A 12,579-nucleotide genomic window follows, 5' to 3' on the forward strand; every position below is an offset into this window, starting at 1 on the left:
TAATCTTTGTCTATCCTATGAGTGATACTTGGTTGAGGCTCCCGTGCAAGCCGTATTAGATACTATGATTGACAATAAACAGCGTGACACCCGATTGATGTGGGCGCTCTGCGTCGCTTCAGTGGTGGTCTATATCAACTTGTATTTAATGCAAGGCATGTTGCCGCTGATTGCGGAACATTTTGCGGTATCAGGCTCTAAAGCAACCTTGATCCTGTCTGTGACCAGTTTTTCCTTAGCCTTTTCATTGCTCTTGTATGCGGTACTGTCAGATCGTATCGGTCGACACACTCCAATCATTGTCAGCTTGTGGTTATTGGCATTGTCTAATTTACTATTAATTTGGGCGCCGGATTTTAATGGGTTAGTGCTAGTGCGATTGCTACAAGGTGCATTACTCGCTGCCGTACCTGCGATTGCCATGGCGTACTTTAAGGAGCAATTATCACCAAGCACTATGCTGAAAGCCGCAGGCATTTATATCATGGCGAACAGTATTGGCGGGATTGTTGGACGTCTGCTCGGTGGTTTAATGTCGCAGTTTTTATCTTGGCAAGAATCTATGTGGTTGCTGTTTCTAGTGACGTTAGCGGGGGTGGCTTTAGTGAACTATTTGCTGCCTTCACTTGCCGATGCGCAGTCGATGTCCCCCAGTAACACTGAGCCTTCCTTATCAAAACGCGTCCGTTTAGCGCAAGATCTTCATGGCTTTAGTCATCATCTCACCGATGCGCAAATGCGTTTGGTCTACGCGATTGGTGGCTTGACCTTTATGATGATGGTGAATCAATTTAGCTTTATTCAACTGCATTTGATGGCTCCACCCTATGAATGGAGTCGTTTCCAAGCCACCTTGATTTTTCTGTGTTATTCCAGCGGGACTGTCGCTTCGTATTTTACTGCAAAGTGGCTCGCCAAATTTGGTCAACATAAGTTGTATCAATGGTCTTGGTGCGTGATGTTACTCGGCAGTTTACTGACCCTGTTTGATACGACCTTAACCATTAGCTTAGGTTTTTTAATGACCGCCTGTGGGTTCTTCCTTACCCACAGTTGCTGTAATTCCTTTGTTGCAATGCGGGCCAGTCGTGATCGAGCTAAGGCGACGTCACTCTATTTATGTTGTTATTACTTAGGTGCTGCGATTGGCGGCCCTTATTTGATGATGTTTTGGCATGAGGCGCAGTGGCGAGGTGTGGTGATGGGGTCGTTAACCTTATTAGCCTTGATCGCCTTAGCTATCACCCGTTTGCATTACCATCAAACTCATGTCAAACGGGCGTTGGTCTAAAGCTTAAATATGCCTTTTAGTCATCGGAATTAATGTACTGTTTGCGGTCTAAATCGTATTTACGCATTTTGTCGTAGAGGGTTTTTCGGGGCAGTTCTAGCTGCTCCATGGTCTGCTTAATACTGCCCTTGTTGTGGCTAAGTGCTTCTTCAATCAGTACCCGTTCAAAAAACTCTACCCTTTGTAGCAGGGACATACTCGAGTGCAGGCTTGGAGTATTGCCTAACGTGCCAGCAAAGGCGGCTTCTCCGCCCAGCAGCACAAAGCGTTCGGCGAGATTACGTAACTCACGCACATTGCCTGGCCAGTCGTGGGAAGTCAGTATCGCGTTTTGCTCCGCATTTAAGGCAATAAGCGCTTTGTGATAGCGTGCCGATGCGACGCGGGCAAAGTGTAAAAAGAGTAACGGAATATCTTCACGGCGATCTCTCAGGGGAGGGATGGGCACAGTCACCAGATTTAAGCGATACAACAAGTCTTGGCGAAATTCCCCGGTGTCACACAGGCTCTTTAAATCTACTTTAGTGGCGGCGATTACCCGTATATCAAGGCTGATGCTTTTGTTTGACCCTAAGCGTTCAACCTTACGGTCTTCAAGTACCCGCAGCAGTTTTACTTGCAGCGACAGTGGCGTACTCTCAATTTCATCTAAAAATAACGTGCCACCATTGGCATATTCAAATTTGCCAATGCGCATCTTATCGACGCCAGTAAAGGCCCCCGCTTCGGCGCCAAAGAGTTCACTTTCAATTAAGTTTTCGGGGATTGCACCACAGTTGATGGCGACAAAGTTGGCTTGGCTGCGGCTGCTGTGGTCGTGTAAATAGCGGGCAACAAGTTCTTTACCTGTACCTGTTTCGCCTTCAATTAACACATCCGCAGGCGTATCTATCACTTGGGTTATGATGTGGCGCATACGGTTGATGCCGACACTGTTGCCCAAAATACGAGGGCCCGGTACGCTTTGGCTTTCGAGATCCTTTTTAAGCTTGCGGTTCTCTAAGGTTAGACTGCGTTTTTCTAAGGCGCGTTTAACCACATCGAGTATATGTTCGTTATTAAAGGGTTTTTCGAGAAAGTCGTAGGCGCCTTGTTTTAAGGCATTGACTGCCATGGCAATATCACCAAAACCAGTGAGTAGGACAACGGGGAGATCGGGATCTTGCAGACGGATTTGTTGCATTAAGCTGATGCCGTCTAATTGTGGCATGTTGACATCCGATATCACCATTCCCGCCCAATCTTTATGCAGCAACTTAGCGATACCTTTGGGTTCTGTGGTGGCGAGCGCCTTAATGCCCTCCAGTTCAAATAGTTGCACGAGAACTGTGCCTATGTGCGGCTCATCGTCGATGATGAGAACAGAATAATCTTGAATTGAATTGGGCACACTCATAAAACTAACGTTCCTCGAGCAAGTAAATAGGTAAAATTATCTGGAAAATAGCGCCACCCTCTTCGGCATTGGCAACGTTAATTTGGCCTTGCATGGATTCGATAATACGTTGTGAAATTGATAAGCCTAGCCCCAATCCGTGCCGTTCGTTGGTGGTAAAGTAGGGTTCGAAGATTTTCTCCATTTGGCTTTCACGCACACCAGGGCCCGAATCTTGGATGCTGATGCAAAACTTATCTTCACTGGTCACGCGGATAACCAATTGGCGTTTAACTGATTGTTGCATAGCGACAATGGCGTTGCTCATAATGTTGACAAACACTTGTTGTAATCTAACCTTATCGCCCCAAACCTGATAGTTGCCGTTGGGTAATTGTACATCGAGTTCAACACCCTGTTTATCAATTGCAGGTTGAACTATGGTCAGGGCTTGCTTGATACAGCGGCCAATATCGGTTGCGCTATCAGCGCCTTGGCTCTTGCGGGTAAAGCTTTTAAATTGCCCAACAATATCGGCTAATCTGTCGGTAAGTTCAATAATAATCTTGATATTATCCAGTGCCTTATCTTGCATATCACGGGCGAGAAAAGTTTGGGTATTTTGGGCATAGCTTCGAAGTGCCGCGAGTGGTTGATTGAGTTCATGGTTAATACTGGCGGATAAACTGCCTATCACTGTCAGTTTTGCCGCTTGGATCAGCTCATCTTGAGTATCTTTGAGTTGATTGTTGGCCTGCTGTAAGTCCTGAGTGCGTTCTTCAACTCGCTGTTCTAATAGGCTTTGCGCTAGTTGCATTCGGTGTAGATTGCGACGGCGCTCGGCGTTAAATAGGATGCTGAGTGCCAGCAAAAGATAAATACTGGCTGACAGTAACATCAGTGCGGGCAAAGAGGTCAGTAAAGGTTTGATTGGCGCTAAGATGTGTACTCGCCAGCCTGCTTTAGCCATTGATTGGTGGATGTCCATGTATTGTTCATGGTCTGTACCCGTTTGCAGTTGGTAAAGCATAGCTTGACTACCACTTTCATAGGGCGGCTTCATCAACAACTCTCCTATGGGACGTTCTGCATAGCGTTTTGAGGCATTAAGGGCATATTGCTTGGCTTGGGTAAGCGGGGTTAGTGACTTTAACCGCCATTCATCGATACTGGAAATAAAGACGATATCCTCAGGATCACTGATAAGGAACTGATACTGACCCGCAATCGCGATACTGGTACTTTGTTGCTCTATGTCGGCAATATTAACTTTGACTATGATGGCCCCAAGTATGCCTTTACCACCTTGTTGATAAATAGGGTAAGAGAAATAAAATCCGCGCTTATCTGAGCTGGTACCCACTGCGTAATAACGGCCTAGATTGCCCGAGATAGCATCTGTGTAATAGGGTCTAAAGGAGTAGTCCTTGCCAATAAAGGAAAAACTTTGTTGCCAGTTACTGGCGGCAATGGCGATACCTAAGGCATCGATCAGATAGATATCGGATGCTTCGGTGACATGCTGAATTTCTTCGAGATATAAATTAAGCTCTTGGACTTTATCAGGATTCTGCTGGTCGTTCAGGACATTGGCGAGCATTGGGTTAGTCGAGAGCACGTGGGGAATACTTTCGTAGCGCGATAGTGCACCATCGAGAAAACTGACTAATTCCTTTAGTTGTTTCTCCGATTGCTTTTGGATCTCGATTTTACCTTGATGCAAATGCACCCAGTAGGTCAGTTTGAGGGTTGCAAATAGGCCTGCAAGTAACACAACGGTCAGAAAGAGGCGTTTCTTGGCCTTAGGCGTCATGGGCAACATGGTGGTTATCCTGATAAAGCAACGGGATCAATAACTGATACTGCGCATAATAAAACAAAGCGAGCCTGACTAGGCTCGCTTAAAATCTATCTGTAATCAAGGGGTAATCTCACAACCTTGAATTGCAGACTAATATCCACGCATCGAATCCAACCATTCAGGTAAGAAGAGTGAAATCTGTGGTACGTAAGTAATCAGGGCTAAGAAGGCTAGCATCACGAGTAACCAAGGTAGAACCGACTGAATCACCCAACCAATACTGCGTCCCGTGATCCCAGCGGTGACAAAGAGATTGAGTCCCACCGGCGGCGTTAGCATACCGATCTCCATGTTCACGACCATTATGATACCTAAGTGGATAGGATCTATGCCTAATTGCGTTGCAATAGGGAACAGAATTGGCGCCATAATGAGTACAATCGCCGATGGCTCCATAAAGTTACCGGCAGCAAGCAACAGTAAGTTAACGATGATCAGGAATCCCCAGGCGGGTAAACCCATGCTAACAATATACTCAGCAATAATGTGAGGGATACGTTCTGTGGTTAATACATGCGCAAATAGCATAGCGTTAGCTATGATAAACAGCAGCATGATACTGACCTTGGCACCATCGCGCACAACATGACGTATGTCTTTGTCGATAGGCGTTTTAATCAGTCCTAAGAACATATGGCCTAAGTTACGCGCAGTTGCTTTGGCTAAGTTTTCACCTTGATTACGCCATGCCACGTCTTTTAATGGCCCGATATCACGGTAGCCAAATACTGCAATAAGGTAAGCATATACACAAGCCACAGCTGATGCTTCGGTTGGGCTCGCAACGCCACCATAGATAGAGCCTAATACGATAAAGATGAGTGCTAATCCACCCATTGCCTTGGCACTTGAAATCCCCAGTTGTTTAACGCCAGGAAAAGGACGTGAGGGCAAGTTTTTAAAGCGGGCAACGATATAAATGACGATCATCAATATAAATCCCATCATTAAACCTGGGATTAAGCCTGCCATAAACATTTTTGCAGCCGATACTTCCGTTGCTGCGGCATACACTAACATGACGATTGAAGGTGGGATCAAAATCCCGAGAGTGCCAGAGGTCGTGATCACGCCTGCAGCAAATTTTTCGGGATAACCTGCTTTTACCATGCCGACTATGACGATAGAACCAATTGCCGCAACAGTCGCAGGAGATGATCCAGAAACCGCAGCAAACAGCATACACGCCATAACGGATGCCATCGCTAATCCACCACGGACATGTCCAATACTGTCCATGGCAAAATCGATAATCCGTCTAGCAACACCACCCGTTGATAGGAAGGCGGATGACAGAATAAAGAAGGGGATAGCGAGTAAAGTGTAATGCTCTGATGAAGACTCATACAGCTTGAGTGCAACTGAGGCTAAGGAATCATTCGAGAACAATAAAATCGTCAGCATGCTGGAAAAACCTAATGCAATAGCGATAGGCATACCGAGAAACATACATACGAATAGGGCGGTAAATAGGGTTGCAATAGCCATTATTTAGCCTCCTTTTGGTCAGAGACTGGATCTACTTTAGCGTTTTTAGCGCTCTCATCGATTAAATGCATACTTTCTTTCGCTTCATCGGCAAATTGGAAGCCTGAGACTTGGTCACGCAGAATGGCGATAAAGAGTTCGACGAAACGCCAAGTCAACATAAAAAAGCCAATAATTAAAATACTTTGAGATAACCAAATCGGTATTGCGCCATCTTCAATATCGATTTTTAAAGTGTTCCAAGCAAAATCTGGATCAAGGCTTTTTAATATAAATTGTGGGAAATGTATGTCTTCCATAGGCAAACCGATTTGATACATTTGGCTTAAATAATCCCAACTGCCTTTTAAAAAGAGTCCGCAATAGACTATACAAACAAAGGCGGTAATAAGAGATACTATCTTTTTAGCCTTTGGTGCTAAATTTTTAACAAACGCATCGACACCAATATGGGCACCGACTTTAACCCCATAGGACATACCAAATAACACAAACCAACCGCAAAAGGTTAATGTAAGTTCTTGGATCCAAAGAAAACCCGTGTTGAAGAAGAAGCGAGCGACTACTTCTGAAAACACTAGCAGCGTCATCAGAGTGATCAATAAATTGAGCACACCTTCTTCAATATAACCAAATATTCGCGATATCACAGCCATAATCCCCTCGCTGAAATGGCCGCCTAAGCTCGGTTGAGCTTAAGCGGCTATTATCATTATTATTTATTTGCAGCTACAGCAGCATCAATCACATCTTTACCGATTTGATCTTCAAACTTAGCCCAAACAGGTTTCATTACCTCAACCCATTTTTGACGTTCAGCAGGAGACAGGGTCACTAACTGTGAACGTTTAGAATCAAGGATTAACTGTTTGTCTTCATTGTCTTTTTCAGCGGCAATCTTGTTACCTAATGCGATAGATTCGTCTAAAGCTTCTTTGATGATCTTACGTTTGTCAGCAGGTAGACCTTTCCAGAAAGTGTCAGAGGTCACGACCATATAGTCGAGAACACCGTGATTACTTTCAGTGATTTGGCTTTGCACTTCATAGAACTTTTGTGAATAAGTATTTGACCAAGTGTTTTCTTGACCATCGATAGCGCGGGTTTGCAGTAGGGTAAATACTTCAGAGAAAGGTTTTTTCACAGGGATTGCACCAACAGCATCAAACTGGGCTGCTAGAACATCAGATGCCATAACGCGGAATTTCAAGCCTTTTGCATCAGCAGGATTTTTAAGTGGTGTGTTAGATGAGAACTGTTTCATACCATTGTGTAAATAACCCAGACCGACAATTCCTTTACGGCTCATGGAGTTCAGTAATGTTTGACCAGCTTCACCTTGTTGGAAACGGTTCACGGCATCCATATCATTGAATAGGAAAGGTAAATCGAATATTTGTAGACGTTTAGTGTAACGCTCAAACTTTGAGAGTGAAGGCGCGACAAATTGTACGTCGTTTAACAGCAGTGCCGCTAGTTCGTTGTTATCCCCAAATAACTGTGAGCTAGGAAATACACTGACTTTGTATTCACCTGGTAAACGTTGTTCAACGAGTTCTTTAAATTTAAGTGCCATTTGGCCTTTAGGTGTGTTTTCTGCCACTACGTGTGAAAACTTAATTTCAATCGGTTCTGCAAATACGTTAAAACTGGTCGCAAATACGGAGGCAACAGCGAGCATTTTGACTAAGGTTTTGAGTGGACGGGTCAATCCAGTTTGTTGATTCAATATCATCTTGAGTTCCTTTTTCTGTTGTTAGGATTTGTCCTCAGTCTTGGTTAGTTTGTTACCAAGTTTGAGTAGGAGTACAGCCTTGATTTCCCTGAGGTCTGTCTTACTAAAGGCAAATACCACGCCAACTTACACTGGCTTCTGTAAGTGTTTGGTTACTAAAGTGTAGTTCATTTGATGTTTGTCACGCTTTTAGTTTGGTGGGTGAGATCTCGCTCACAGTGATTTTGTGTTTGGGTGGAAACCCACCCATAGTGAAGATCGGCCCCAAATTGACGGCTCTTGTCGTTGCAGATAAATTAAACAAACTTAGTTATTTTGAGATCAAAAAAAGCCGTAAAAGTATGCGATATAACGACAAATATTGTGGTGGGTTGCTTTAGGAGAAGCAGTGTAGGTGAGATGTGAAGTCTAGGGAGGTTAAGTCGATAGCTATCGTAGTCAATCAAGACACAATTCATTTGATGACTGTTAGTCATCCTCTAAAAGAATACGTTTAAGGATAGCATCGCTAGGTAACAAGGCTAAATGGCCTTGTTCATCAAAGTACCAACCGGTAATAAAGCCTTTTTGGCGCATGCTGACGAGATTATGCATGACTTCCCGCGCTTCTTTTAGAGCCGTTTGCTCATCGCAGGCGTGGGTATGCTTTAAATAAGTGGCAATATTGGCAAGAGAAGCGGATTGACTGACGCTGGCCATAATGTTGATCTCCAAAAATGCTAAAGCAGAATGAAATCAGGCTGAGTGTCGATAGTCTTAGTATTTAACGAAGTATAAAATGCCGAACAGCATAATTTATCACTCGCTGATTGAGATCAAGCATAGTTGAGTCAGCGCGCGGGTAAAGTTTATTGGGGGAGGAATATGGTGGTCGCTACTGGGCTCGAACCAGTGACCCCCTCCTTGTAAGGGAGGTGCTCTCCCAGCTGAGCTAAGCGACCTGGGATATAACGTGTGTATTGCAGAATATGGTGGTCGCTACTGGGCTCGAACCAGTGACCCCCTCCTTGTAAGGGAGGTGCTCTCCCAGCTGAGCTAAGCGACCTGGGATATAACATGTGTATTGCAGAATGTGGTGGTCGCTACTGGGCTCGAACCAGTGACCCCCTCCTTGTAAGGGAGGTGCTCTCCCAGCTGAGCTAAGCGACCTGGGCATTCTTAAACTACACAATTTTTAAGTCATTTTTCACTAAATAATGGTGGTCGCTACTGGGCTCGAACCAGTGACCCCCTCCTTGTAAGGGAGGTGCTCTCCCAGCTGAGCTAAGCGACCTGGGAATGACTTTTACACATTAATACATCAAGTTATATGGTGGTCGCTACTGGGCTCGAACCAGTGACCCCCTCCTTGTAAGGGAGGTGCTCTCCCAGCTGAGCTAAGCGACCTGGGATATAACATTTTGTATGCCATAATTTCTTTGTAGAAAATATGGTGGTCGATACTGGGCTCGAACCAGTGACCCCCTCCTTGTAAGGGAGGTGCTCTCCCAGCTGAGCTAATCGACCTCGCTGTGTGGAGCCGTATTATAGGGAGGTTCGATCTAGTGTCAACGCTTTTTAGTGAAAAAAGCATTGGTCGCGCTATTTTTGTCCACATTGGCTTAATGCTAATCACGCCGCCGATCAAAGTGTTATTTAATTCGCCAGTCAATGGTACGTAATTTGGACGCTCGCGATTAAATACGAGTTGAACTCATCCCATTCACCGGACTTTTTTGTGGTAAAAGTGCTGAGGAAGTGAGTGATTTATAAAAATTAGCGCACTACGCACTAATAGTATGAGTGCATTGATCGTGTATAGATGCGCGTGTTCGATGGCGCAGATATTTATAGTCGAAGGAATATAGGTGTAGAGATTTAGGGGTTGGAATATAAAGCCTGAAAAATCATCTCAAGTGTTAGCATTCATCAATGGTGGCGATAGCAATAGTGCCACCTTTATATATCGCTTTATATTGGCTTCCCTATAAAAGGGAGGGATTCGCGACACGATTTAACCAGATAAGTGATACTGTGAAGCTTGTCCCATTTGCAGCGCCTGCTTTGACTGTTAGAATAAGCCCACTTTTTTTATCGTGATTGTCTTTATCTAGACGACTTTATATAGGTTAGTGTCCCATTATGACAACTAAGACGCGTTTTGCCCCTAGTCCTACCGGTTTCTTGCATGTTGGTGGTGCCCGTACTGCACTTTATTCTTGGTTACAAGCCCGTGCAAATAACGGTGAGTTTGTATTACGTATTGAAGACACTGATATTGAGCGTTCGACTCAAGCCGCTTGCGATGCGATTTTAGAAGGCATGAACTGGCTAGGTTTGACATGGGACGAGGGCCCATATTACCAAACTAAGCGTTTTGACCGTTATAACGAAATCATTGCTCAAATGTTAGAAAAGGGCACAGCGTATAAATGTTACTGTTCACGTGAGCGAATCGATGCCTTAAGAGAATCACAGGCCGCTAACGGTGAAGCACAAAAGTATGATGGTTGCTGTCGCGACTTACCCGCTCGCGAGACTGATGAACCATTTGTGGTGCGTTTTAAAAATCCAATCGGTGGTTCAGTGGTATTTGATGACCATGTTCGTGGTCGGATTGAATTTTCTAACGATGCATTAGATGACTTGATCATCGCCCGTACCGACGGCGTGCCAACCTATAACTTCTGTGTGGTGGTTGACGATTGGGATATGGGGATCACATGTGTGGTGCGTGGTGAAGACCATATCAACAATACCCCGCGTCAAATCAACATTCTTAAAGCATTAGGGGCGCCGATCCCAGAATATGCACACGTATCTATGATTCTAGGTGATGACGGCGCTAAGTTGTCTAAGCGCCATGGCGCTGTTAGCGTAATGCAGTACCGTGACGATGGCTATTTACCAGAAGCACTGCTGAACTATTTAGTACGTTTAGGTTGGTCACATGGCGATCAAGAGATTTTCTCATTAGAAGAAATGAAGCAATTCTTTAAGTTGAGTGACATCAACAAAGCCGCTTCTGCTTTTAATACCGATAAACTGGTGTGGTTGAACCAACACTATATAAAGAGCCTAGATCCAGAATATGTGGCAACACACTTACAATGGCACATGGACGATCAAAAAATTGATCTGTCAAATGGCCCAGCATTAGCTGAAGTGGTCACTGCATTAGCTGAGCGCGCTAAGACTCTAAAAGAGTTAGCCGCATCTAGCCGCTATTTCTATGAAGATTTTGCTGAGTTTGATGAAGCACAGGCGAAAAAGCATTTACGCGGTGTTGCGTTAGAGCCATTGCAACTGGTGCAACAGAAATTATCAGCATTAACTGAGTGGACAGCTGAAGCTATTCATCAGGCAATTGAAGATACTGCGACTGAATTAGATGTGGGTATGGGTAAGGTCGGTATGCCTTTACGTGTTGCAGTAACAGGGGCAGGGCAGTCTCCAGGCTTAGATATCACACTATTTTTAATTGGAAGAAGCCGTTCTGAGCAAAGAATATCCAAAGCGATTGAATTTGTAGCAGATAGAATAAATTCCTAAAAAAACGAGTTGACACTTTTAGGTGCGCTGCATAGAATGCGCCACGCAGTTGAGACACAGTCGAGCAAATGCTTGCAGTGCACTTAAATGTAGTTCGATAGGTTTGGGGTTATAGCTCAGCTGGGAGAGCGCTTGCATGGCATGCAAGAGGTCCACGGTTCGATCCCGTGTAGCTCCACCAAACTTACCGTAGATGTTAAACGGGAACCTTTTCTAGTGAAAAGTTCAAATTAATATGTCCGGGGTCCCCTTCGTCTAGAGGCCTAGGACACCGCCCTTTCACGGCGGTAACAGGGGTTCGAATCCCCTAGGGGATACCAAATATTGGTTCCTAGCAAATAACTAACGTGTTGTTTGGTAAGAACAAAGTCTAAATTTCTGCTGATACATATACTGCTAAAGTTAGCTGTGTTGACAAAAATTTGGGGCTATAGCTCAGCTGGGAGAGCGCTTGCATGGCATGCAAGAGGTCCACGGTTCGATCCCGTGTAGCTCCACCAATTTACTGCCTTATTAAGCAGAAACGAAAGTTTAAATTAATACACCCAAGGCACACTTCGCTACTTAGAAGAGTGCCTATGAGACCGTAGATGTTAAACGGGAACGTTAAGTTCAAATTAATATGTCCGGGTCCCCTTCGTCTAGAGGCCTAGGACACCGCCCTTTCACGGCGGTAACAGGGGTTCGAATCCCCTAGGGGATACCACATTTTGGTTCCTAGCAAATAACTAACGTGTTGTTTGGTAAGAACAAGGCATTTGCTTCCTAGCCTACTGAAGTGAATGTGTTACAAAGCTCGGTTACGAGTAAAATCATAAGTCCGGGTCCCCTTCGTCTAGAGGCCTAGGACACCGCCCTTTCACGGCGGTAACAGGGGTTCGAATCCCCTAGGGGATACCACATTTTGGTTCCTAGCAAATAACTAACGAGTTGTTTGGTAAGAACAAGGCATTTACTTCCTAGCCTACTGAAGTGAATGTGTTACAAAGCTCGGTTACGAGTTAAAACATAAGTCCGGGTCCCCTTCGTCTAGAGGCCTAGGACACCGCCCTTTCACGGCGGTAACAGGGGTTCGAATCCCCTAGGGGATACCACATTTTGGTTCCTAGCAAATAACTAACGTGTTGTTTGGTAAGAACAAGGCATTTGCTTCCTAGCCTACTGAAGTGAATGTGTTACAAAGCTCGGTTACGAGTTAAATCATAAGTCCGGGTCCCCTTCGTCTAGAGGCCTAGGACACTGCCCTTTCACGGCGGTAACAGGGGTTCGAATCCCCTAGGGGATACCATCTATATTTT

General features: G+C 44.9%; 8 protein-coding genes and 13 tRNA genes. 9 read left to right on the plus strand and 12 right to left on the minus strand.

All coding sequences use genetic code 11. The annotated features are described in order from the left end of the window. Nucleotides 1-43: 43 nt before the first annotated feature. Nucleotides 44-1,291, plus strand: coding sequence for an MFS transporter (locus tag ACHA99_RS05750; RefSeq protein ID WP_263148775.1), 1,248 nt, complete (start codon nt 44-46; stop codon nt 1,289-1,291). Between the two features lie 16 nt (nt 1,292-1,307). Here ACHA99_RS05750 and ACHA99_RS05755 read toward each other — a convergent pair whose 3' ends face one another. The 12 genes from ACHA99_RS05755 to ACHA99_RS05810 form a co-directional block, all read right to left on the minus strand. Next, nucleotides 1,308-2,687, minus strand: coding sequence for a sigma-54 dependent transcriptional regulator (locus ACHA99_RS05755; protein ID WP_173497699.1), 1,380 nt, complete (start codon nt 2,685-2,687; stop codon nt 1,308-1,310). A gap of 4 nt (nt 2,688-2,691) precedes the next feature. Beyond that, nucleotides 2,692-4,488: an ATP-binding protein gene (locus ACHA99_RS05760; RefSeq protein ID WP_028761091.1), complete on the minus strand. Its 1,797-nt coding sequence runs from the start codon at nt 4,486-4,488 to the stop codon at nt 2,692-2,694. 129 nt (nt 4,489-4,617) lie between these two features. After that, nucleotides 4,618-6,015 carry a TRAP transporter large permease gene (locus ACHA99_RS05765; RefSeq protein WP_028761090.1) on the minus strand — a complete coding sequence of 466 codons (1,398 nt, stop codon included), beginning with the start codon at nt 6,013-6,015 and terminating at the stop codon, nt 4,618-4,620. Then, nucleotides 6,015-6,671 (minus strand): TRAP transporter small permease, encoded by a 657-nt coding sequence (locus ACHA99_RS05770; protein WP_173497702.1) that lies wholly within the window; start codon nt 6,669-6,671, stop codon nt 6,015-6,017. The genes ACHA99_RS05765 and ACHA99_RS05770 overlap by 1 nt, the downstream gene beginning before the upstream one ends. A 59-nt stretch (nt 6,672-6,730) precedes the next feature. Next, nucleotides 6,731-7,750, minus strand: coding sequence for a TRAP transporter substrate-binding protein (locus ACHA99_RS05775; protein WP_113941003.1), 1,020 nt, complete (start codon nt 7,748-7,750; stop codon nt 6,731-6,733). Nucleotides 7,751-8,218: 468 nt separating this feature from the next. Continuing rightward, nucleotides 8,219-8,449, minus strand: coding sequence for a hypothetical protein (locus ACHA99_RS05780; protein ID WP_105252063.1), 231 nt, complete (start codon nt 8,447-8,449; stop codon nt 8,219-8,221). A gap of 166 nt (nt 8,450-8,615) precedes the next feature. After that, nucleotides 8,616-8,691: transfer RNA gene (locus ACHA99_RS05785), tRNA-Val, on the minus strand. 28 nt (nt 8,692-8,719) lie between these two features. Further along, nucleotides 8,720-8,795, minus strand: a tRNA-Val gene (locus ACHA99_RS05790). Nucleotides 8,796-8,823: 28 nt separating this feature from the next. Beyond that, a tRNA-Val gene (locus ACHA99_RS05795) sits at nt 8,824-8,899 on the minus strand. Between the two features lie 48 nt (nt 8,900-8,947). After that, nucleotides 8,948-9,023 (minus strand) — tRNA-Val (locus ACHA99_RS05800). 37 nt (nt 9,024-9,060) lie between these two features. After that, nucleotides 9,061-9,136: transfer RNA gene (locus ACHA99_RS05805), tRNA-Val, on the minus strand. 44 nt (nt 9,137-9,180) lie between these two features. Continuing rightward, nucleotides 9,181-9,256: transfer RNA gene (locus ACHA99_RS05810), tRNA-Val, on the minus strand. Between the two features lie 615 nt (nt 9,257-9,871). Between ACHA99_RS05810 and gltX the strand changes: the two genes are divergently transcribed. The 8 genes from gltX to ACHA99_RS05850 all read left to right on the plus strand — a co-directional run bounded on the left by gltX (nt 9,872) and on the right by ACHA99_RS05850 (nt 12,569). Continuing rightward, nucleotides 9,872-11,281: a glutamate--tRNA ligase gene (gene gltX / locus ACHA99_RS05815; RefSeq protein ID WP_105252064.1), complete on the plus strand. Its 1,410-nt coding sequence runs from the start codon at nt 9,872-9,874 to the stop codon at nt 11,279-11,281. A gap of 105 nt (nt 11,282-11,386) precedes the next feature. Next, nucleotides 11,387-11,462: transfer RNA gene (locus tag ACHA99_RS05820), tRNA-Ala, on the plus strand. Between the two features lie 63 nt (nt 11,463-11,525). Beyond that, nucleotides 11,526-11,601, plus strand: a tRNA-Glu gene (locus ACHA99_RS05825). 104 nt (nt 11,602-11,705) lie between these two features. Further along, a tRNA-Ala gene (locus ACHA99_RS05830) sits at nt 11,706-11,781 on the plus strand. Nucleotides 11,782-11,911: 130 nt separating this feature from the next. Further along, a tRNA-Glu gene (locus tag ACHA99_RS05835) sits at nt 11,912-11,987 on the plus strand. Between the two features lie 118 nt (nt 11,988-12,105). Next, nucleotides 12,106-12,181, plus strand: a tRNA-Glu gene (locus tag ACHA99_RS05840). A 118-nt stretch (nt 12,182-12,299) separates the two neighbouring features. Next, a tRNA-Glu gene (locus ACHA99_RS05845) sits at nt 12,300-12,375 on the plus strand. 118 nt (nt 12,376-12,493) lie between these two features. Beyond that, nucleotides 12,494-12,569 (plus strand) — tRNA-Glu (locus ACHA99_RS05850). Nucleotides 12,570-12,579 lie beyond the last annotated feature (10 nt).

The organism is Shewanella sp. S23-S33 (assembly GCF_043359565.1).
Taxonomy (GTDB): domain Bacteria; phylum Pseudomonadota; class Gammaproteobacteria; order Enterobacterales; family Shewanellaceae; genus Shewanella; species Shewanella oncorhynchi.

Excerpts from the sequence above, each read along its gene's own strand:
- ACHA99_RS05755 (WP_173497699.1), bottom strand. The coding sequence starts at position 2,687 with ATGAGTGTGCCCAATTCAATTCAAGATTATTCTGTTCTCATCATCGAC.
- ACHA99_RS05760 (WP_028761091.1), bottom strand. The coding sequence starts at position 4,488 with ATGTTGCCCATGACGCCTAAGGCCAAGAAACGCCTCTTTCTGACCGTT.
- ACHA99_RS05765 (WP_028761090.1), bottom strand. The coding sequence starts at position 6,015 with ATGGCTATTGCAACCCTATTTACCGCCCTATTCGTATGTATGTTTCTC.
- ACHA99_RS05770 (WP_173497702.1), bottom strand. The coding sequence starts at position 6,671 with ATGGCTGTGATATCGCGAATATTTGGTTATATTGAAGAAGGTGTGCTC.
- ACHA99_RS05775 (WP_113941003.1), bottom strand. The coding sequence starts at position 7,750 with ATGATATTGAATCAACAAACTGGATTGACCCGTCCACTCAAAACCTTA.
- ACHA99_RS05780 (WP_105252063.1), bottom strand. The coding sequence starts at position 8,449 with ATGGCCAGCGTCAGTCAATCCGCTTCTCTTGCCAATATTGCCACTTAT.
- gltX (WP_105252064.1), top strand. The coding sequence starts at position 9,872 with ATGACAACTAAGACGCGTTTTGCCCCTAGTCCTACCGGTTTCTTGCAT.